This window comes from Desulfovibrio sp. 3_1_syn3 (assembly GCF_000145315.2).
Classification (GTDB): Bacteria; Desulfobacterota; Desulfovibrionia; order Desulfovibrionales; family Desulfovibrionaceae; genus Desulfovibrio; species Desulfovibrio fairfieldensis.
Genome location: NZ_ADDR02000001.1, coordinates 1513724 through 1533569, shown reverse-complemented (window position 1 = coordinate 1533569; position 19846 = coordinate 1513724). Strand labels below are relative to the sequence as shown.

At 62.4% G+C, this 19846-nt stretch carries 14 protein-coding genes; 8 read left to right on the top strand and 6 right to left on the bottom strand.

What is annotated here, in order from left to right:
* Window positions 1-175: 175 nt before the first annotated feature.
* Window positions 176-1297: a branched-chain amino acid ABC transporter substrate-binding protein gene (locus HMPREF0326_RS06515; RefSeq protein ID WP_008685232.1), complete on the bottom strand. Its 1122-nt coding sequence runs from the start codon at window positions 1295-1297 to the stop codon at window positions 176-178.
* 424 nt (window positions 1298-1721) lie between these two features.
* Here HMPREF0326_RS06515 and HMPREF0326_RS06510 point away from each other — a divergent pair, with 424 nt between their 5' ends.
* The 4 genes from HMPREF0326_RS06510 (at window position 1722) to glgP (ending at window position 11027) form a co-directional block, all read left to right on the top strand.
* Window positions 1722-3842, top strand: coding sequence for an amylo-alpha-1,6-glucosidase (locus HMPREF0326_RS06510; protein ID WP_008685231.1), 2121 nt, complete (start codon window positions 1722-1724; stop codon window positions 3840-3842).
* Window positions 3843-4027: 185 nt separating this feature from the next.
* Window positions 4028-5347 (top strand): glycosyltransferase family 4 protein, encoded by a 1320-nt coding sequence (locus HMPREF0326_RS06505; protein WP_009303517.1) that lies wholly within the window; start codon window positions 4028-4030, stop codon window positions 5345-5347.
* Complete coding sequence (locus tag HMPREF0326_RS06500) at window positions 5347-6657, top strand: glycoside hydrolase family 57 protein (protein WP_008685227.1); 1311 nt, start codon at window positions 5347-5349, stop codon at window positions 6655-6657. Before HMPREF0326_RS06505 ends, HMPREF0326_RS06500 begins: the two co-directional genes overlap by 1 nt.
* Window positions 6658-6767: 110 nt before the next feature.
* Window positions 6768-11027, top strand: coding sequence for an alpha-glucan family phosphorylase (glgP, locus tag HMPREF0326_RS06495; protein ID WP_008685226.1), 4260 nt, complete (start codon window positions 6768-6770; stop codon window positions 11025-11027).
* 82 nt (window positions 11028-11109) lie between these two features.
* Here the strand turns inward: glgP and HMPREF0326_RS06490 are convergent, their stop codons facing one another.
* On the bottom strand, window positions 11110-11760 hold the full coding sequence (locus HMPREF0326_RS06490; RefSeq protein ID WP_020990336.1) for a hypothetical protein: 651 nt from the start codon (window positions 11758-11760) through the stop codon (window positions 11110-11112).
* Window positions 11761-11976: 216 nt separating this feature from the next.
* On the bottom strand, window positions 11977-12774 hold the full coding sequence (locus tag HMPREF0326_RS06485; RefSeq protein WP_008685223.1) for an MBL fold metallo-hydrolase: 798 nt from the start codon (window positions 12772-12774) through the stop codon (window positions 11977-11979).
* A 134-nt stretch (window positions 12775-12908) separates the two neighbouring features.
* Between HMPREF0326_RS06485 and HMPREF0326_RS06480 the strand changes: the two genes are divergently transcribed.
* Entirely contained in the window at window positions 12909-13313 is a 405-nt protein-coding gene (locus tag HMPREF0326_RS06480; protein ID WP_020990335.1) for a winged helix-turn-helix transcriptional regulator, read from the top strand.
* Between the two features lie 104 nt (window positions 13314-13417).
* Here HMPREF0326_RS06480 and HMPREF0326_RS06475 read toward each other — a convergent pair whose 3' ends face one another.
* From HMPREF0326_RS06475 to rfaD, 3 genes are read right to left on the bottom strand one after another with little or no spacing between them, the layout of a single operon-like run.
* Entirely contained in the window at window positions 13418-15508 is a 2091-nt protein-coding gene (locus HMPREF0326_RS06475; protein ID WP_008685220.1) for a methyl-accepting chemotaxis protein, read from the bottom strand.
* Window positions 15509-15558: 50 nt separating this feature from the next.
* Window positions 15559-15897 carry a hypothetical protein gene (locus HMPREF0326_RS16695; protein WP_147568379.1) on the bottom strand — a complete coding sequence of 113 codons (339 nt, stop codon included), beginning with the start codon at window positions 15895-15897 and terminating at the stop codon, window positions 15559-15561.
* A gap of 26 nt (window positions 15898-15923) precedes the next feature.
* Window positions 15924-16895 (bottom strand): ADP-glyceromanno-heptose 6-epimerase, encoded by a 972-nt coding sequence (rfaD, locus tag HMPREF0326_RS06470; RefSeq protein WP_008685216.1) that lies wholly within the window; start codon window positions 16893-16895, stop codon window positions 15924-15926.
* 608 nt (window positions 16896-17503) lie between these two features.
* Here rfaD and HMPREF0326_RS06465 point away from each other — a divergent pair.
* Genes HMPREF0326_RS06465 through HMPREF0326_RS06455 form a run of 3 tightly spaced genes read left to right on the top strand, consistent with a single transcriptional unit; the run spans window position 17504 to window position 19777 of the window.
* A complete protein-coding gene (locus tag HMPREF0326_RS06465) occupies window positions 17504-17830 on the top strand; it encodes a hypothetical protein (RefSeq protein ID WP_008685213.1) in 327 nt (108 codons plus the stop codon).
* Window positions 17823-18617 carry an ABC transporter ATP-binding protein gene (locus HMPREF0326_RS06460; protein ID WP_008685211.1) on the top strand — a complete coding sequence of 265 codons (795 nt, stop codon included), beginning with the start codon at window positions 17823-17825 and terminating at the stop codon, window positions 18615-18617. The genes HMPREF0326_RS06465 and HMPREF0326_RS06460 overlap by 8 nt, the downstream gene beginning before the upstream one ends.
* Window positions 18614-19777, top strand: coding sequence for a SufB/SufD family protein (locus HMPREF0326_RS06455; protein WP_008685208.1), 1164 nt, complete (start codon window positions 18614-18616; stop codon window positions 19775-19777). Before HMPREF0326_RS06460 ends, HMPREF0326_RS06455 begins: the two co-directional genes overlap by 4 nt.
* Window positions 19778-19846: the final 69 nt, after the last annotated feature.

Here is a 19846-nt window from a genome sequence, read left to right as displayed (position 1 = left end):
CTGGCGGAGCATGCTGAAAACGCCCCGGAAACTTGCGGCTAAAAAGATGGATTTTGTTCCCTGGCAAGGAAAAAACCGGACGCGGGCCAGGGGTAGTACTCTTTACGTACAGCCCTGGGCCGCGTCCGATTTTTTGACGCGGCCCAGGGGGCAAAAGACGCTTTTTAGCCGCAACTTACTTGGATTGCAGAACAAAAGCCCCTTTCCCATCAACAACATAGGTGCGGTAGAACTCGCCCACGCGGTCGCCCTTGGCGTCAAAGCCCAGGGCCCCGGACAGGCCGGGCATGTCCTTGAGCTGCTTGAGCCAGGCGGCCATCTGCTCGGGTTCGGTCTTGCCCGCGGCCAGCGCGGCCTCAATGACCTTGAAGGCGTCCCCGGCCAGCACGGCCCAGACCGACACGGGCACGCTGTTGTACTTGGCCTTGTAGGCGGTCAGGAAATTGCGGGCTTCCGGCATGTCCATATCCTGGGGCAGGGGCGGGCTGATGAAGAAGTAGCCGGCCGCGGCCTCGGGACCGGCGATCTTGACCAGATCCTGATGGTTGGCAGCGTCGCCGCCCATCATGGGCACGTTCCAGCCCATTTCCTTTTTCTGGCGCAGCAGCATGCCGGTTTCAGGATAATACCCGGTGAAAAAGACCAGATCCGGACCGGCGGCCTTGAGTTTGGTCAGAATGGCGGTGTAGTCCCGCTCGCCGGGAGTCAGGGCGTCGTAGAAGAGCACCTTCACACCGGCTTTTTCCAGGGCGGTGCGGGTTTCCTCGGCCAGACCCTTGGCGTAGGAAGAATTGTCGTGCAGCAGGGCCACGGCCTTGTAGCCGCCCTTGACTATGGCCGCGGCGGCGGATTTGCCCTGGGCGTCGTCACGCGGGCAGGTGCGGAAAAAGAGAGGCAGGCCCTTTTCGGTCAGGCGCACGCTGGTGGAACCCGTGCCGATCTGCACCAGCCCGGCTTCGTCCAGAATATTCTGGCTGGCCTCGGTCACGGCCGAGCCGTAGGTGCCGATGACCGCCACAACTCCGGCCGAGGCCAGCTTCTGCGCGGCCAAGGCCGCCGTGCGGGGATCCCCGGCGTCGTCTTCCACCACCAGTTTGATTTTCTGACCGTTGACGCCGCCCTTGCTGTTGGCTTCATCCACCAGCAGGCTGACGATGTTTTTCATGTCCTGGCCTTCAGAAGCCCATTTCCCCGTGAGCGGGCACATCAGCCCCACCTTGAGGTCGGCGGCCAGGGCCGCCGCGGGCAGAAGCAGAGCAAGAGCCAGCGCGCCCAGCCAAAGATGCAGTCCTTTCATGAAATACCCCCATCCCGGTATGCGAAGTTTCAGCGAGCAAATAGCTTACTCCAAAATGCGAGAAAGCAAAAGCCCCCGCGCGAACCTTTGCGGCGCGGGGCCGGAAGCGGCCCGCCGGCCGGCGATGCGCGCCGCCCGAACAGGCGTTGTTTTGCAAAAGTCATACAATTCTTTCCACTGTAACACAGCCGTAAAACTCGACAGCTAAAAAAATTTCCTATAGAATGTAATATATAAAGCCAGCGGAACAAGAAAGGGGGCAACAGGTTTTCTGCAAACGCGTTTTTCCCGCTTTTGTTCCGCCGCCGGCCGGATCTGTCCGAACCGAATCCACGGGTCTCGCGCTGCCTTTCGCACCTAACCTCTCTGATCTCCAGCAGCACCGCCCGGCCATCATTCTAACCCTATACGCCAAGGAGGCCGTATGAGGTTCAGTTTTGACAAGGCCGCCTGCCAGAACACCCGCAGAGCATTGCGCAAGGAATGGCTGCTGACCAACGGGCTGGGCGACTATGCCGGCAGCAGCATCCTGTGTTGCAATACGCGCAAATACCACGGGTTGCTCACGGTCAACACGCCGCTGGGAAGGCATGTGCTGCTCTCCGCCCTGGAGGAATCGGTCATGGGCGGGGGCAAGGAGTTCTTTCTCTCCACCCGCCAGCATCCCAGGACCCTCTACCCGCACGGGCACGAATATCTGGAAAGTTTCCGCCTGGACCAGTGGCCCGAATTCACCTACCGGGTGGGCGACGTGCGCCTGCGCCGGGAAATGTTTCTGATCCACGGAACAAGCCGCCTGCTGCTGCGCTGGTCCATCCAGGGCCTTTCCAAGCTGCCCCCGCTGACCCTGCGGATCAAGCCCCTGCTGGCCTACAGGCACTTCCATGCCCTGACCAGAGCCAATTCCCATCTGCACGTGCGCACCCAAGACGTGCTGCGGGGCTTCAGCATCACGCCCTATGAAGGCCTGCCCACGCTGTATATGCAGGTGCGCGGCCCCTTCACCTTCCTGCCCTCGCCGGACTGGTTCCACAATGTGGAATACATGCAGGAACGCGAACGCGGCTTCCCCGACAGCGAGGACCTGTTCCAGCCCGGCATTCTGGATATTCCCCTGCCGCCCCTGCCCGAAGGGGGCAGCGTCTACATGGCTGTGGGCACCGAGCCGGTCGCGGAAGACGGGGAGGATCTGGAGGCAATCTGGGAAGCCGAAAGCCGGGCCAGGACCAAAGCCCACCACAACGGCGGCGGCCTCATCGGCCACCTGGCCCAGATGGGGCGGCAGTTCTGCATTGAAACGCCCTCAGGCCGTCCGGCGGTGCTGGCCGGGTACCACTGGTTCGACGCTTGGGGCCGCGACACCCTGATTTCCCTGCCCGGTCTGGCTTTTTACGGCGACCGCACGGAATTCGGCCTGCGCGTACTGAAGCAAGTGGCCGGCAGCCTGAAAAACGGCCTTACGCCCAACTGCTTTGCCGAGGACGGCAACCACGCCTACAACTCGGCGGACGCCTCCCTCTGGTACGCCTTTGCCGTGCAGTGCTACCTCCAGGAAAATCCCGAGGGCCTGAACTGGGTGCGCGAGCATGCCTGGCCCGCGCTCAAGGCCATTGTGAGCGGCTACCGCCAGGGTCCGGGCATGGATATCTTTGTGGACGAGAACGGCCTGCTGCACGCGGGCAACGCCCACACCCAGCTGACCTGGATGGACGCCCAGGCCGACGGCCGCCCGGTGACCCCGCGCCACGGCTGCCCGGTGGAGCTGAACGCCCTCTGGTACAACACCCTGGCCTTTGTGGATTATCTGGCGGGCGTCTTCCGCGAGCCCAAATGGGAGGACGCCAAGGGCCTGCGCGCATTGCGCACAAGCTTTTTCGAGCACTTCTGGGTCACGCGCGGCGGCGGCTATCTGGGCGACGTCTGGCGCGACGGCATGTTGGACCAGAGCGTGCGGCCCAACCAGATTTTGGCCGTCTCCCTGCCCTATCCCGTGCTGGAAGAGCAGCACCAGCCCCAGGTGGTGGAATGCGTGCGCAACAAACTGCTCACGCCCTTCGGCCTGCGCACCCTTTCGCCCGACGATCCGGGCTACCGGGGCCGGTACGAGGGCGGACCGGCCAGCCGCGACGCGGCCTACCATCAGGGCACGGTCTGGCCCTGGTTGCTGGGGCATTACACCGACGCCCTGCTGCGGGTGGCCTGGGATGTGGACGGCGCGGTCCAGGCCCTGCTGGACCGGGTGACCCCGTTGTTCTGCGACCACCTCACGGACGCAGGCCTGGCAAGCATTTCCGAAATTTTCGACGCCTCCCCGCCCTACCGGCCCAACGGCTGCATTGCCCAGGCCTGGAGCGTGGCGGAGTGCCTGCGCATGCTGATCCGGCTCAAGCGGGCCGCCCCCGGCGTATACAAGGCCTGGGAAAAACTGGCGGCCTACCGTCTGGCAAATCCCATTTCCGGGGATACGGCCGGCGTCTGCCGGGTAAGCATGACCCTTGCCGACGATGGCGAACCCATAAACAAAACGGAGTCCCGGCGGGGCTGAGCGGCCCCGCGCTCCTGGAAATATCGGAACGTGCTGATTTATGAAAACGTTTGCTCTCTGCCGGGGAAGCGAATTCCGGGCGAAACAGCGTGTATCAAGACATACATGAGTTTCGCACGGGGGAACCTGACGCAGGCAGAAAACAAAAAAAAACGTTAATCAGGGCTTCCAAAGAGGAATCACCAATGCGAGTGCTTATGTTCGGCTGGGAATTTCCGCCGCATATCAGCGGCGGCCTGGGCACGGCCTGCTACGGCATGACCCAGGCTCTGGCCAAAAAAGGCGCACAGATAATCTTTGTGTTGCCGCGTGTCGGCGCGGGCGGCCGGAACGGTTTCCTGCGGCTGGAGTCGGCCTCGGGCACGCCCATCAGCGAAGAGGCGGCGGAGCGCATGACCCGTGCCGGGCAGGACGTCTGGCAGGACAACATCCGTTTCATGGCCGTATCCAGCCCGCTTACCCCATATATCACCCCGCAGGGCTACGCCGAATCCCTGAACTGGCTGACCCGCACGCCCGGCGGCACGGATCTGCGCACCTGGTCCGGCGCGCCCTTCACCTTTCAGCTCAAGGGCGGCTACGGCCCGGACCTGATGAGCGAAGTACGCCGCTTCAGCCGTCTGGCCGCGACCATCGCCATGCGCGAAAGCTACGACGTGATCCACGTCCATGACTGGATGACCTATCCTGCGGGCATGCTGGCCCAAACCCTGACCGGCAAACCCCTGGTGGCCCACATTCACGCCACGGAATACGACCGCAGCGGCGAAAACATCAATGAGCAGGTGGCGGCCATCGAGCGCGCGGGCCTGCTGGCCGCCGACCTGGTGGTGGCCGTGAGCCGCCTGACCCGCAAGACCGTCATCGAACGCTACGGCGTGCCGCCGGAAAAGGTGGTGGTGGTCTACAACGCCGTGGCCCGGCATGAAGTGGAACGCCGCTACGAAATTCCGCCGCGCATCCGCCATGAAAAACGGGTGCTCTTCCTGGGTCGGGTCACGTTCCAGAAGGGGCCGGAATACTTCATGGAGGCGGCCCGCCTGGTGCTGCAAAAAATTCCCAACGCGCGCTTTTTCATGGCCGGCAGCGGCGACATGCTGCCCCAGCTCATCCGCCGCGCGGGACAGTTGCGCATCGGACACCGTTTCCACTTCGCCGGTTTTCTGCGCGGCGAACAAGTGGACCGCATGTTCGCCCTGAGCGATCTCTACGTCATGCCTTCGGTGTCCGAGCCCTTCGGCATCACGCCGCTGGAGGCCATGCTTTACGACGTGCCCGTGCTGCTCTCGCGCCAGTCCGGCGTGTCCGAGGTGCTGGAGCACGCGCTCAAGGCCGATTTCTGGGACACCCGCGACATGGCCGACAAAATCTGCGCGGTTCTGCGTTACCCCTGCCTGGCTGCGGAATTGGTAAAAAACTGCCGGGAAGAAATGAAATCCATCCGCTGGGAAAATGCCGCGGATCAACTGATGGCCGTTTACCGCAACGTATCCGGAGGTAACTGATGCCAGCGCTCTGCCTTTGCTATGAAGTTCACGAACCGTACCGGCTCTGCCGTTACACGGTTTTTGATATGGGACAAAACTCACTTTACGAGGACGACGACCACAACTGCGACGCCCTGCTGCTCACGGCCCGCACCTGCTATCTGCCCATGAACGACCTGCTGCTCAAGCTGATCCGCCGCCACGGCAAGGCCTTCAAGGTGGCTTTTTCCATCTCGGGCACGGCCCTGGACCAGTTCGAGCAGTACGCGCCCGAGGTGGTGGAGAGCTTCCAGGCCCTGGCCGATACCGGCAACGTGGAATTTGTGGCCGAAACAGCGCCTCACTCCCTGGCCTTTCTCTACTCCCGGGATGAATTCGACATCCAGGTCAGGGAACAGTGCGAGCGGATCAAGCGGCTTTTCGGCAAAAAACCCACGACCTTCCGCAATACGGAGTTCGTCTACAACAACGACCTGCCCGTGGCTCTGGAAAAGTTGGGCTTCAAGGCCGTGCTGGCCGAGGGCGCGGACCATGTACTGGGCTGGCGCAGTCCCAATTATGTCTACAGACCGATTTCCACGCCCCGGATGCGTCTTTTGCTGCGCAACTCGTCCCTGTCCACGGACATCGGCCTGCGCTTCAATGATCAAGGCTGGGACCAATGGCCGCTCACGGCGGAAAAGTACGCCTCCTGGTGCCACAGCTTTGCCGCTTCGTCCGAAATCATCAACATCTTCAACGATTACCATTCCTTCGGCCTGCGCAATCCCCGGGAGTCGGGCATTTTCGACTTTATGGAAGCCCTGCCCGCCGCCCTGCTGGCCCACAAGGATTTCCACTTCGTGACGCCCGCCGAAGCGGCCAGGAAAATCGACGCCGTGGGCGAGGTGGACGTGCCCGAATTCATGTCCTGGGACGACGAGGGGCGCGACCTCACAGCCTGGCTGGGCAACGACATGCAGAAGGACGCCATCCACACGCTCTATGCCCTGGCCCCGCGCGTGCGTAAGGTGGGGGCGCCGGATCTGGTGCGCGACTTTGAGCGCTTGCAAACGTCGGATCATTTCCATTATATCTCAACAAAATGGTTCGCCGACTTCCTGTCCGACCGGCCCAATCCCTTCGACAGTCCGTATGACGCCTACATTACCTATATGAATGTGCTGGCCGACTTTGAGATGCGCCTGACCGCGGCGGAAGAAGCGGCGGCCGAAGCCGGAAAAACAACAAGAAAAACACCCCGGACAACGGCAACGGGAACCGCCGGAAAAAAGAGGGCCGCTCCCGCCGACAAGGCCGGAGGCGCAAAGAAAAAAACATCCGCCTGAAAAGGTTGCCCCTTCCGGGAACTGTCGCCCTCCGCCGTTTTTGAGACGGACGGAGGGCAATGGCCCGTGACGCGGCGCTTTATATGCGGGCGGGCCCACAAGGAGTCTCTATGGATTTCAATAACGCCCCTGTCACGCTGTTTGAAGTAAGCTGGGAAGTTTGCAACAAGGTGGGGGGCATTTATTCCGTGGTCAGCAGCAAGGCGCTGCAGGCCGTGGAAACTTTCGGCGAGGATTACTTCCTGCTGGGCCCTTCCCTGCAACAGAACGCCGGTTTTGAAGAAACAGACGAACATATCTGGGATTCGCTGCGCTTGGCCTTGAGCACCAGAGATCTCAAGTGTCGCCTGGGCCGCTGGAACATACCGGGACGGCCCAAGGCCATTCTGGTGGATTTTTCCCAGCGTTACTCCAGCAACCAGCTGTTGTACGAAATGTGGAAAAATTACGGCGTGGATTCCCTTTCCGGCGGCTGGGACTACATTGAGCCGGTCATGTTCGCCACGGCCTGCGGCGAGGTGATCGCGGCCATCCATGAGAGCTTGGTGCAGCCCCTGGGCGGGCGTTCCGTGGCCCTCTTCCACGAGTGGATGTGCGGCGCGGGCCTGCTGACCCTGAAAAAACTGGCTCCGGCCGTGGGCACGGTCTTCACCACCCACGCCACCATGCTGGGCCGCGCTCTGGCCGGAACCGGCCGCGACATTTACAGCAATCTGCGCAGCATCAATCCCGCCACCGAGGCCGCCGCGCAGAACATCACGGCCAAATGGTCCCTGGAAAGCGCCTCAGCGCGCGAGGCCGACGCCTTCACCACGGTCAGCCCGATTACCGGCGAGGAATCCACGGTCTTTCTGGGCCGCCAGCCCGACGTCATCACGGTCAACGGCCTGGATCTGCGGGTGATCCCCGACTTTTCGGAAGAGCGCGAAAAACCGCTGGCCACCCGGGCCAGAATCCTGGAGGCCGCCGACCGTTTCCTGCGCTGCAAGCTGCCGGAAAATACCCGCATCTTCGCCATTTCCGGCCGCTACGAGATGCACAACAAGGGCATCGACATTTTTCTGGAGGCCCTGGCCCGCGCGGATCAGAACCTGGCGGGCACGGACGCCTCGATCCTGGTTCTCTGCCTGGTCATGGGCGGCCACACGGGCATCAACCCGGCGGCCGTCTCCGGCGATCCCAACGCCACGGACAACGGCCAGCCCTTCATCTGCACCCACTACGCCTGGAACGCCCCGCAGGACCCCATCATCAACGCCTGCCGCCGCCTGGGCCTGAACAATGCCTGCGACAAACGCGTCAAGGTCATCTTTGTGCCCGCCATGCTGGACGGCAACGACGGCTTCTTCAACATGCCCTACGAGGACGTCATTTCGGCCTGCGACGTGGGCTTTTTCCCCTCCTGGTACGAGCCCTGGGGCTACACTCCGCAGGAATGCGCGGCCTGGGCCGTGCCCACCCTGACCACGGACCTCTCCGGTTTCGGCATGTGGGCGCGCCAGTTCGCCCAGAAGGAAGCCGAAGCGCGCCCCGGCGTGCACGTGATGCCCCGGCGCGGCACCAACTTTGAACAGGGCGCGGCGGCCCTGCACGAGCGTGTGCTCCAGGCCGCGGCCGCGCCCCAGGAAAATCTGGCCGTCTGGCGCAAAAACGCCCGCGCCCTGGCCGAGCAGACTTCCTGGCGCTATTTCTTCACCCATTATATCGAGGCCTTCCAGCTGGCGCTGGAAAAGGCCGACACGCGCATCTGCCACTCCGGCAACGGGCGGGAAAGCCTGAACCGCATTCTCACGGCCTCGTCTTCGGCCACCCCCTTTCTGCGGCCCATCATGGCCGTGGCCGAAGTGCCCAAGGCCCTGGCGCGCCTGCGCGACCTTTCCACCAATCTCTGGTGGTGCTGGCACGACAAAGCCAAAGCCCTGTTCATGGCCATCAATCCCCAGCTCTGGAGCGAATGCCGCAACCCCATCCGGGTGCTGGAAGAGGCCGATCCGGAACGCCTCAACTACCTCATTTACAATGAGGAATACATGCGCCTCTACGACGAGGTGCTGGCCGAATTCGACGCTTACATGGCCGAGCCCCTGCGCGTGCTCAGCGAGCATGTGACGCCAGAACACCCTGTCGCCTATTTTTCCACGGAATACGGCATCAATGAGTCCGTGCCCATTTATTCCGGGGGCCTGGGCGTGCTGTCCGGCGACCATCTCAAATCCGCCTCGGACATGGCCGTGCCCCTTTTCGGCATCGGCCTGCTCTACAAAAACGGCTACTTCAAACAGGAAATCGACGCCGACGGCCGCCAGGTAGCCCAGTATCCCATGAACAACTTCGCGCAGCTGCCGGTCAAACTGGTCTACGACGACAGCGGGGAACCCGTCTTTGTGCAGCTGGAGCTGCCCGGGCGGATTCTCTTCGCCCGGGTCTGGAAAATGCAGGTGGGACGCGTGGCCCTCTATCTCATGGACACGGACACCCGCCGCAACACCGAGGAAGACCGCAAGATCACGGACCGCCTTTACGAGGCCAACCGCGAGATCCGCCTGCTTCAGGAAATGCTCCTGGGCATCGGCGGCATGCGCTTGATCCGCACTCTGGGCCTTGCTCCCCACGTTTATCACATGAACGAGGGACACTCGGCCTTCATGGTCATCGAACGCCTGCAGGAATGCATGATCATGGGCATGAGCTATGCGGAGGCCACGGTGCGGGTGCGCTCCAATACCGTGTTCACCACGCACACGCCGGTGGCCGCGGGCAACGAGGCCTTTTCCCTGGACCTTATGGGCCGCTATTTCGGCGGCGTCGCCTCCAAGCTCGGCCTTTCCTGGCAGCAGTTCGCCCAGCTCGGCCAGATGGAGGGCGGCAACAGCCAGTCCTTTGAAATGACCGTGCTGGCCCTGCGCCTTTCCTCCAAGGCCAACGGCGTGAGCCGCCTGCACGGCGAAGTTTCGCGCCATATGTGGAACAAGCTCTGGAAAAGCCTGCCCCTGGCCGAAACCCCCATCGACTACGTGACCAACGGCGTGCACACGCCCTCCTATGTGGGCATGCACATGCACGAGATCCTCAACCAGTATCTGGGGCCGGACTGGCTCCAGGCCGGGCCGGATTCCCCGATCTGGAACAAGGTGGACGAGATTCCGGACGACGCCTACTGGTCGGCCCGCATGACCCAGAAGGAAGACCTGCTGGACGCCCTGCGCGCGGGCATTCCGGCCTTTGCGCAGAAGTTCAAGCTCGACCGGGGCCAGCGCAAGAGCATGGAAAACCTGCTCAAGCCGCATACCTTGCTCATCGGCTTCGCCCGGCGCTTCGCGCCCTACAAACGGGCCACCCTGCTCTTTGCCGACCCGGACCGGCTGGCGCGCATCCTGAACAATCCCGAACGGCCCGTGTGCCTGGTCTTCGCGGGCAAGGCCCATCCGGCGGACGAGGCAGGCATAAACCTGATTCAGGAAGTGCTGCGCATGAGCCGCGATGAGCGCTTTTTGGGCAAGATCTTCTTTATGGAGGATTACAGCCTGGCGGTTTCCCGCCTGCTGGCCCAGGGCTGCGACATCTGGCTGAACACGCCGCGCCGTCCGCACGAGGCCTCGGGCACCAGCGGCATGAAGCTGCCGGTCAACGGCGGCATCAACCTGAGCATTTCCGACGGCTGGTGGTGCGAGGGCTACAACCGCCAGAACGGCTGGACCATCGGGCCGGTGGTCACCACCGAACTGCCCAGCGACGAACAGAACGACTATGCCGACGCCGACGCCCTGTACACCCTGTTGGAAAACGCCGTGCTGCCGCTCTATTTCGACGTGAACAACGCCGGTCTGCCCGCCAACTGGATCGCCATGTCCAAGCGCTCGCTGAAAAGCCTTACGGCCATGTACAGCAGCAACCGCATGCTCAACGACTATATCCGGCTGGCCTATATGCCGGGCGCCAAACGCCGCGACATGCTGGCCGAGGACGACTGGGCGCTCTGCCGCGATCTGGCGGTCTGGCAGCAGGACCTGCCCGCGCGCTTCGGCACGGTGAAGATGGAGGAAATCATCATCAGCGGCGCGGACGGCAACACCATGACCTGCGGCGAGCCAGTCAGCGTGCGCCTGCACATGCATCTGGGCCAGATGAAGCCCGAGGAAATACTGGTGCAACTGGTCATCGGCCGCGCCTACGCCAACGGCAACTTCCGCAACAAGCCCGAGGTGCTGCGCCTTGAGCCCCGCGCCGCGGACCACGGCGAGGACGACATGAACTATTCCGCCACCTACATTCCCACCCACAACGGGCATTACCGCTACGGCATCCGGGTCATGCCCGTGCACAAGGGTCTGGCTTCGCCCCTGGAAACCGGGCTGGTGCTCTGGGGCTGAGACCGAAATACCTCCAAAAAGCAAGGGGGCACGCCGTGCGGCGTGCCCCCTTTTCCTTTGCTTCGCCGCGCGCGGCGCGTTGTCAGAAATCCACCCGGTCCGGAACGCCGTCCGTAATGCGCACGCACAGCGCATCGCATTGAAAATGCTCCTCGCCGGGACGGACTATTTCACGGCTTGCCCATGTCATGAAAAAAATGGAACGCAGATTCCCGTCCTCATCGACCCTAAACGCCGCGAATACCTCCACGGGGCGCCAGAGTCTGCGGAAATCCCCACGCGCGGGCAACGCCACGCTCCCGCGTCCCTTGCGGACGGCCTCGGCGTTGGCCTTGTCCGCCAACGGTCTGAGCACACTGTCGTAATCCTGGTCCAGCAGTTTCAGCAATGCCCGCTCCGCCCCCCGCAACGCTTCATTCATGGCCGGGACATGGGCGGGAACCCTGCGCCCCGATTCCAGGTCCAGCTCGCACTGAAAAGGCAATGTCGCACCCATGAAACGGATCTGCCGTACCCTGCTTTGCAGCCACTCAGGCGGATCATCGCCGCTACGGCTTCCTGCGCACAGGCGCAGGGGGGAACTCAGCCCGTCCAGCGCCAATACAGGCCCCGTGCAGTCCGTGTCCGGTTCCCGCAGCATGGTCTCTTCATCCAAGGAAAGAGGCGCACTCAAGGCCGGAACCGGGATCATGACCCACCCCCACAGCAAGGCAAAAAGCAGACATCTGAGCATTGCCGGTCTCCGCCGGATGAAGGACAGGCCGCAAGGCACACACATATTGTCAATTTTTTTCAAGGATAGCCCATGCGGGTGGCACTGTCATCTCAGGCACGCCGTGCCGGAACAACTCGCGGGGATTTACACAGGGAGGGCACTTTCAATGGAACTCCACTGAAGTAAAAAGCGCGTACGGCTTTAACAGTAAAAGAACCAATTGGGAAACAGCCCCTACAACGGACGCTCGTCAAAAGTACAGACCTCCCCGTCCTCGGGAATGCGCACCCGCTCCGAGAGCCCCCTGGCTTTCACAAATTCCCGCAGTCCGGCGCGGCCCAACCGGGCATGGTTGACCGCATCCAGATGGCCGGCGATGATCGTAGCCTGGGGTGCGGCCATGGCCACTTCATACAGGCCGTCCGCGCCCATGAGGATGGGCGTCTCGTCATGAAAACGGTCATCGGCGGCGTTGAGCACGACAACATCGGGCCGATAGCGGTCCAGAGCGGCTCGCACGCCCGCATACCAGACGGTATCCCCGGCCGCGTACAGGGTTTTCTCGCCCGGAGCGGCAAAAACCACGCCGCAGGTCTCGGCTGGAATACCCCGCTCCCGGTAATTGCGCGCTGCGGCCTCGCCCTGGCCGTGCAGGGCATCCGTTCTGTGCAGCGTGATCCCCCCAAAGCCGACGCCCGTTTCCGTAAGAGCCGCGACAGCGGTGAAGCCCAGAGCCCGCATGTCCGAGGCCTCTTTTTCGTTCTGGACAAACACGGGCATGTCCCTGGCAACGGCCTTGCGGGCCGCTTCGTCAAAATGGTCGAAGTGGTGCATATGGGTGACCACGACCGCGTCCACAGCCACGATGGCCTCAATGGGCAGCGGCAGGGGCACAAGGGGATTAGGACTTTCATTGTGGGGCGACGGCACGGGTGGAAGCGCGCCCCGGTCCGCCAGAAAGGGGTCCAGCAGAAACTTCTTTCCGGCAAAGGTAATAATGCTTGTAGCGTTACGGATCTGTTGAAAAATCATGCTCTCATCCTCGCTTTTTCATGGCTCATGAACACAATTGCCTTCCGTTTGATTGCGGATAGTTTTAGAACTATACATATATTTAGAGCAAGAACGCACTTTTTGGGTATATAGTACCTGAAAGGATACTGAAGATGGCGCAAGGCGACGCGGACAGCCACGGTAGCGGGAAAAAACCGGGAACGCCGGTTCCGGTGGAACGGCACTGCCCGGTGGAAGCCACCGTGAATATCATCGGCGGGAAGTATAAATCCCTGATTCTCTACAAGCTCATTACCGGGACGTTGCGCTTTTCACAGTTGCGCAGGGCAATACCGTGCGCAACGCCCAAAATGCTGACCCAGCAACTGCGCGAACTGGAAAGGGACGGTCTGGTGCGACGGGAGGTCTTTCCCGTCGTCCCGCCCAAAGTGGAATATTCGCTGACGGATTTCGGCAGGAGCATGGAACCGGTTCTGAAGGCCATGTCCGCCTGGGGCAAGGGCTACCTGCTGAAGCAGGAGGCGGAAGGCAAAAGCCCACAGGAAAAGAGCGTCTGAGATCGGCCGCGACAAGCGGCGTCAGGCAATGCGAAAGGGGGGAGCGCCAACGGCGCTCCCCCCTTGTCATCCGGCTGAAAAATCGGACGGAACGGTCCGACCGCTCAGCTCTTCTTCATGTTTTCAATCAATCCGCTCAGGGCCCGCGTCTGTTCCGCCAGGTCCGTCACAGCGCCGGCGGCCGCTTGCATGGCTTGGGCGGTGTCGCCTGCGATGGCGTTGACATGGCTGATGGAGCGGCTGATTTCCTCACTGGAGGCGGACTGCTGCTCCGAGGCCGTGGCAATGGTCCGCACCTGGTCGGCCGTGGAATCGGCCATCTCCACGATCTGCTGCAGGGCTTCGCCGGACTTGCCCGCGAACTCCGTGGCCTCGTCGATGATCCGCACGGCAATATCCACCTGTTCCGCGCTCTGACCGGCGCTCTGCTGGATGGCCTTGATGGCGTTGCCCACATCCGTGGTGGAGGCCATGGTCTTTTCGGCCAGCTTGCGTACCTCGTCCGCCACCACGGCGAAGCCGCGCCCGGCATCGCCCGCGCGGGCCGCTTCAATGGCCGCGTTCAGGGCCAGCAGATTGGTCTGGTCCGCAATATCTGAAATCACGCCCATGATCCGGTCAATGGACCGGGCCTGTTCCGCAAGGGCGCGCATGTCGTCCTTGAGCTTCAGGGACTGTTCCCCCACCCGGTGGATGCTGTCCACGGCCCGCGAAACCACTTCCGCCCCTGCCTCGGCCTTCTGCCGGGTGGCCGCGGAGACCTCTGAGGCGGTGCCCGCGTTCCGGGCCACTTCGGTCACGGTAGCGTTCATTTCCTCCATGGCGGTGACGGTTTCCGTCACCCGGGTGGCCTGTTCCGCCGCGCCGCGCTCGGATCGTTCAATCTGGGCGGAGAGCCCGGCGACCACCGAGCCGACCACGCCCACCACGCCTTCCAGCTGCCCGGCGGCGGCCAGCATGCCTTCACGCCGCGCATTTTCGGCCTTATGGCGGGCCTCTTCCGCCATTTGCACGGCTTCCTGGGCCCTGGCGGTCTCCGTTTTGGCCAGATCCGACTGTTCGCGGGCCTCGGCGATGCGCTGCTTGAGCGTCGCCACCATGTCGCTCAGAACCTCCTGCAATTGGAACAACTCGCCGTAATAGTCTTTGGGGTCAAGCCGCGCGTCCAGATTGCCAGCCGAAATCTCCCTGGAGGTCTCGACGATGCGCGCCAGGGGCCTGCTGACCGAACGGGCGACCCAGACCGCCCCGGCCAGGGCCAGCAGGGCCAGGGTCAGGGTAATCAGGGCCACAGCCCGCACAGTGGCGTTGCTGCGGGCGTAGATGGCCGCATCGCTCTGCACGGAGACCAGCTTCCAGCCGAAAGAGTTGGTGATGACGTTGGCTTGGATGGCCTCGCCGTCCACGGTCAGGCGCACCACGCCCTTGTCGGTGCCAAAGACCCGCAGCATGCCCGCGTCATTGACGTCCTTGCCCAGCACCTTGCCCACCAAAGCCGGATGCGCGGGTTCGCACAGGATCTTGCCGGTGTTTTCGATAAGCACGAAATATCCGTTGTTGCCCTTGCTCAGTTCCGCAAACTTGTCCGCAAGCAGCTTCAAGGTCACATCTATGCCCAGCACGCCCGCCAGCCTGCCCTGCGCGTCCTTTATCTTGTGTGTAATGGCGAAAACCGTTTCCCCGGACATGGAGGTATAGGCTCCGGCCAGCCCCACATCCTCGGCGGCTCCGGCGCGCGTTACATACCAGGGGCGCTTGCTCATATCGAAATGGGCGGGAAACTTCAGGCCGTCCAGGGTCGTGACCAGACTGCCGTCGGCAAAACCGGCGTACACTTCCACATAGCTGTCGTAATCCTTGTCAAGGCGCGACAGCGGTTCCATCAGGTGCCGCGCCTCCGGGCTCAGATCCGCCACGCGAAAAACGGTTTCAACATCCTTTTCCACGTAACGGGGAAAAATGCCCCCGGCCCCGGCAAATTCGGTATCTTTGGCGGCTATGGCCGCATTATTGATGGCCGTCTTCAGAAATTCCTCAATATAATCGTTCATCAGGCGCAATTCCACGCTGGAGGAGGAAATGTAATAACTTTCCGCGTCGTCGCGCATCTGTACGGCCACATAGCTGATAACCCCGCCGGCAATGAGCAGGATGGTCCCAATAAAAGCCAGCAAAAATCGTGTTCTGATTGTCATACGACTCCCCCGTGTGTGATTTTTGATACTCCAACTTCCCACGGGATAGTCTATTCCCTCCTCATTTTCTCGATCAACCCGAACAGGGCCCGCGTCTGCCCGGCCGGTTCCGTTACGGCGTCCGTGGCCGCTTTGGCCAGTTGCGCGGCGGCGTCGATGTCGGCGTCCAGAGGGGCTCCAAAAGGCGCATGGCCGTCAGAAGGACGGCCGTACAGAACAGGGCCATGGCCACAACCACAAGCGTGATGATTTTCCCCGCAATAAGCAAACACATGCATCTCCATCACTTCTGAAAATCTCGGACTATGGCGGCGCGCCCAATCCGGCGCATAGGGCGCGTTTTTCCGGCACGCGACCGGCTGGCCGCATGTTTCGGATATTTTCTTCATAATATCGGCAGATTTCCCCGATTGGCTTAGAGGTAGGAGCCCTCTTTCTCAAGATAATTGCAGACGTAATCGGCCACGCCCTCTTCCAGGGAGGTAAAGCCCAGGGGACAGTCCACGCGGGACAGCCAGTCCATTACGGCACGGGTGTAATTCTGGTACTTGCCGCGCAGAGTTTCGGGCATATCCACGTAGTCGATGCGGCACTCCCGCCCCAGCGCGGCAAATACCGCCCGGCCCAGGTCATTGAAGCTGCGGGCCGCGCCCGTGCCCACATTATGGATGCCGCTGACGTCCTTGCGCTCCAGCAGCCAGGCCAGCAGGGCCGTGCAGTCCTTGACGTAGACGAAGTCACGCTTCTGCTCGCCGTCGGCCAGGCCCGGCACGTCGGATTTGAACAGGGACAGCCGCCCGTGCTCCCGGATCTGGCGGTGGGCCTTGACCACCACGCTTTGCATGGAGCCCTTGTGATATTCGTTGGGGCCGTAAACATTGAAGAATTTCAGGCTGACCACCTCGCCGCGCAATTTCTCGCGCAACAGCCAGAGGTCGAAGAGCTGCTTGGAGTAGCCGTACATGTTCAGGGGCGCGAGGCGGGGGATCAGGGCCGGATCGTCGCTGAAGCCCAGACTGCCGTCGCCGTAGGTGGCCGCGGAGCTGGCGTTGATGAAGCGCGCGCCCTTGTCCAGGGCGTAGCGGCAGAGATCGCGGCTGTAGTGAAAATTGTTCTCCATCAGAAAGTCCGCGTCGCGCTCGGTGGTAGAGGAACAGGCCCCCAGGTGGACCACGGCCGTGATCTTCCAGGGCAGGGCGTCGCGCCGCATCAGCTCGTAAAAGCGGTCGCGGTGCAGATAGTCCACATAGCGGCGCTTGACCAGATTGCGCCATTTCTCGCTGCTGGCCAGGTTGTCCACCACCACGATTTCGTCCAGATCCATGCGGTTCAACTGCCAGAGCAGAGCGCTGCCGATAAAGCCCGCGCCGCCGGTGATCACATACATAAGAGCCTCCGTGCGACATGCTAGCCCAAAGCCCGCACGAGCCGCAAGCGGCCCGCCGCGCAGGGCAGACACATCTAATTCCAGGCTTTGCAGGCTTTTTATTTGCCGTGATGACCCGTCAAAACCAGCCTTTTGTGTACCGGCTGCGTCATCCGGCGCTTTTTTGCTGCTCATGTACTTGAGTACGCTCTGCTCTCGATGCCCGTAAGGCTCGCCCGGCTCGCTAACAGGCACGGCCCTTTGGTCTGCCTTTCGGTCGGTTTCCGCGCAAAAAGTGCCATGTTCCTTGCCGGTACGCAAAAATCTTGCTTCAGCCGTTGCGACGCAGGAGCTTTAGCCGTAGGCGAACTTGTGAGCCGTACGGATCAAGCAAGCCGCTGACGCGCCAACGGCCGGCGCATTTTCCAGGATTCTCCCGGCACCAGCCATCCGCCTGCGCTTCGCTCCGGCGGAGCAAAGGTGGCTTCGCCTCTTTTTTGTTCTGTCCCCGATCTATCGGGGAATAAAGACTTTTTAGATGCGTCTGCCCTGTGCCCGCCGCGCGCCGGACTGGACACGGCGGCCCAAGTTTGCCATCATATATGGATTGCCATTATAAGGGGTAGCGTATGGAAGTGTGCATCGCCAATATGCACGGCAAAGCGGTCATGCTGGAGCTGCGGGAAGGCGTGGTCTTTCTCGACAATGAGCCCCAGCCCATCAAGAACGTCACCGAAGAGGAACTGGCGGCCTTCAGCGAGGCCGTCCGGGCCATTCCCTACAGCACGGATCCGGGCTACGAGGCCCTGGTCAACGCCAAGCGCGCGGCTTTCATCGTCAACCTGCTGGGCAGGGCCGTGGGCGACGAGTGCATCTCCCAACTGACCCATATTCTGGACCATGTGCATTACGACGTACTGGAATACCTTGGGGAAAACGGGGACAGCGATGCTTGAAATCCATAATCTGCACGTTTCGATCAAGGGCACGCCCGTGCTCAAGGGCATCGACCTGAGCATCGAGCCCGGCGAAACCTTTATTCTTTTCGGGCCCAACGGTTCGGGCAAGACCACCCTGCTGATGACCCTGATGGGCGTTTCCGGCTACGAGGTCACCGAGGGCCGGATCATCTTCAAGGGACAGGACATTACCCACGCGCCCATGTACGAACGGGCCCGCCTGGGCATCGGCATGTCCTTCCAGCGCCCGCCCACCATCCACGGTCTGCCCACGGGCAAGCTGGTGGAGCTCTGCGGCCGGGGACGCGAGATGGACATCCCGGCCATGGCCCGCAAGGTGCACTTCGACCAGTTTCTGGACCGCGACGTCAACGCGGGCTTTTCCGGCGGCGAGATCAAGCGCTCGGAACTTTTGCAGCTCATGGCCCAGCGGCCGGATCTGCTGCTCTTCGACGAGCCGGAATCCGGCGTGGACCTGGAAAACATGGCCCTGGTGGGCAACACCGTGCGCCATCTGCTGGACGGCAGGCCCGACGCCTGCAGCGCCACCCTGCGCGAGCGGGAGCGCAGGCGCTCCACCAGCGGGCTGATCATCACCCACACCGGCCACATTCTGGAATACGTCAACGCGCACCGGGGCCAGGTCATGTACCACGGCAAGCTCTGCTGCGAGGCCCGGCCGCGCGAAATTCTCGACCACATCGCCAACCACGGCTATCAGGAATGCCTGCGATGTCTGGCAGGCGACATGTACGGCAAAATCGCGGAGGCGCCCCTCGTATGAGTACCGTGGATCTCTCCCGCTTTTCCTTCAGCGGCGGTGAAAACGCCGCTCCCATCGACGATCTGACCCGTCTGCCGGCCGAGGACCGCGAACGTCTGGTGCTGGCGGGCATCGACGTCAACGACCGCCAGGTCAGCGGCGCGTTCATGCAGCTCAACCACGCGGGCGTGCACTGTGAGACGCGCCGGGACGGCCTGGAGCTCATGGACATCCGCGCGGCCCTCAAGAAGTTCGACGGGTTGCCGCGCTATTACTGGCAGCTGCTCGACCCGGACAAGGACGACTTCACCCGCATGGCCCGCGAGCACCTGAACGGCGGCTATTTCGTGCGGGCGCGCAAGGGCGCCAAAATCAGCGAGCCCGTGCAGTCCTGCATGTTCATCAAGGGACACGGCGCGGGCCAGAGCATCCACAACATCGTGGTGGTGGAGGAAGGCGCGGAACTGCACATTCTGGGCGGCTGCGCCACGGCCCACGAGGCGCGCGACGCCGCCCACCTGGGCATTACGGAATATTATGTGGAAAAAGGCGGCAAGCTGACCTTCACCATGATCCACAACTGGGGCGACAGCACCACGGTGCGTCCCCGCTCCGCCGGGCGGGTGGAAGCCGGAGGCGAGTTTCAGAACAATTACATCCTGCTCAAGCCCGTGGGCGATCTGCAGATGTACCCGCTGATGGAACTGACCGGAAACAATGCGGTGGCCCGCTTCAATTCGGTCATCGTGGCCCCGGCCGGCTCGTACGTGGACTGCGGCAACCGCATTGAACTCAACGCCCCGGACACGCGCGGCGAGGTCATCTCGCGTGTGCTGACCACGGGCGGCACGGTGATCAACCGGGGCTACATCGGCGCGGCGGCGGCCCCGGCCAAGGGGCATTTGGAATGCAAGGGCCTGATCATGGGCGGCGGACGCATCCATGCCATCCCGGAGTTGAACAGCAACCAGGACGGCGTGGAATTGTCGCACGAGGCCGCCGTGGGCAAGATCGCCCAGGAGGAAATCGAATACCTCATGGCGCGCGGCCTGGACGAGGATGAGGCGGCCTCCACCATTGTGCGCGGTTTCCTCAATGTGGAAATCATGGGCCTGCCCGCGCCGCTGAAAAAAGCCATGGACGAACAGATCGCCCTGCTGGAAACCGGCCACGCCATGTAGCGGACGACGCGGGGGCGAGCGGCCTCGCGCCCGATCCGTCTTGACCGGCGCGGTTGCTTCCGGCTATAC

Coding starts and splice junctions, on each gene's coding strand:
- HMPREF0326_RS06515 (WP_008685232.1), bottom strand. CDS start 1,297: ATGAAAGGACTGCATCTTTGGCTGGGCGCGCTGGCTCTTGCTCTGCTT.
- HMPREF0326_RS06510 (WP_008685231.1), top strand. CDS start 1,722: ATGAGGTTCAGTTTTGACAAGGCCGCCTGCCAGAACACCCGCAGAGCA.
- HMPREF0326_RS06505 (WP_009303517.1), top strand. CDS start 4,028: ATGCGAGTGCTTATGTTCGGCTGGGAATTTCCGCCGCATATCAGCGGC.
- HMPREF0326_RS06500 (WP_008685227.1), top strand. CDS start 5,347: ATGCCAGCGCTCTGCCTTTGCTATGAAGTTCACGAACCGTACCGGCTC.
- glgP (WP_008685226.1), top strand. CDS start 6,768: ATGGATTTCAATAACGCCCCTGTCACGCTGTTTGAAGTAAGCTGGGAA.
- HMPREF0326_RS06490 (WP_020990336.1), bottom strand. CDS start 11,760: ATGCTCAGATGTCTGCTTTTTGCCTTGCTGTGGGGGTGGGTCATGATC.
- HMPREF0326_RS06485 (WP_008685223.1), bottom strand. CDS start 12,774: ATGATTTTTCAACAGATCCGTAACGCTACAAGCATTATTACCTTTGCC.
- HMPREF0326_RS06480 (WP_020990335.1), top strand. CDS start 12,909: ATGGCGCAAGGCGACGCGGACAGCCACGGTAGCGGGAAAAAACCGGGA.
- HMPREF0326_RS06475 (WP_008685220.1), bottom strand. CDS start 15,508: ATGACAATCAGAACACGATTTTTGCTGGCTTTTATTGGGACCATCCTG.
- HMPREF0326_RS16695 (WP_147568379.1), bottom strand. CDS start 15,897: ATGAAGAAAATATCCGAAACATGCGGCCAGCCGGTCGCGTGCCGGAAA.
- rfaD (WP_008685216.1), bottom strand. CDS start 16,895: ATGTATGTGATCACCGGCGGCGCGGGCTTTATCGGCAGCGCTCTGCTC.
- HMPREF0326_RS06465 (WP_008685213.1), top strand. CDS start 17,504: ATGGAAGTGTGCATCGCCAATATGCACGGCAAAGCGGTCATGCTGGAG.
- HMPREF0326_RS06460 (WP_008685211.1), top strand. CDS start 17,823: ATGCTTGAAATCCATAATCTGCACGTTTCGATCAAGGGCACGCCCGTG.
- HMPREF0326_RS06455 (WP_008685208.1), top strand. CDS start 18,614: ATGAGTACCGTGGATCTCTCCCGCTTTTCCTTCAGCGGCGGTGAAAAC.